This is a genomic window from Acinetobacter sp. P1(2025) (assembly GCF_051390655.1).
Classification (GTDB): Bacteria; Pseudomonadota; Gammaproteobacteria; order Pseudomonadales; family Moraxellaceae; genus Acinetobacter; species Acinetobacter junii.
This window is the reverse complement of the sequence record NZ_JBPKBJ010000169.1, coordinates 1-731: the sequence shown is the minus strand read 5'-3', so window position 1 is coordinate 731 and position 731 is coordinate 1. Positions and strand designations below refer to the sequence as shown.

Annotated in this window: 2 pseudogenes; both read right to left on the bottom strand. The window is 35.4% G+C overall.

Annotated elements, in window-relative coordinates:
• Nucleotides 1–112 precede the first annotated feature (112 nt).
• Nucleotides 113–496 (bottom strand): annotated as a pseudogene (locus tag ACSC97_RS18215) (glutamine synthetase family protein); the annotation flags it as partial.
• A gap of 144 nt (nt 497–640) precedes the next feature.
• A pseudogene (locus tag ACSC97_RS18210) lies at nt 641–731 on the bottom strand (IS5/IS1182 family transposase); the annotation flags it as partial.

Sequence of the window (731 nt, the reverse complement as noted above, 5' to 3'; positions counted from 1 at the left end):
TTCTACGTTTGATTGGTTTTGGGAAAAAAGAGGAATTTAAGAAAGTGCTCGCAATTTTAAGAAAGAAAAAGCCTGATAGGACAAGGGCTCTATGAAATTTGTCGTGTACAGAGTGTGGATCTATAGGATTGGGATGTAATGATCCCAACACAGGTACACATAAATAATCTGGTTCACCGACAAACTTGCCTAGTCCAGTTTCCTCAACAACATTTCCATCCAAACTCATGGCGTAAATAGACAGCGGTAGATAACAACCCTTATCTAAGCTTTTGAGACAACTGATATCTATCCTTTTGCCTCGTAAATGCCCATTGAGATCATAAAGGAAAATATCGATGTGCTTAGTATTAGGATAAGTATTTAAATAGCTATCCACTTCACTGAGGAAGCTGTGATTATGAATGGAGTCATTAACCCTAGTGCGTGCAATTAAGGGTTGAAGATTATTATTAATTTTAGTCGCAGAATTTATCTCAGCTAATGCTGCACTCATGGCTATAGACCTAAATTATTTCGATCTAATCAGCTTAGTGAATGCAACAAAAGTTGTAACGTAAAGACTTTATAAATTATTTTACCTATCCAGTAAAAAAATCATAAATTCAAAAAGGTAAAATGAATAGACCTCTTGCAAAAATCATTTTTCAACCAACTCCATGTTGTAAATTGCAGCAATTAAATTCAGACGTAAACCCATGCGTTTACGCCTATTTCGATAACGTGTAGCC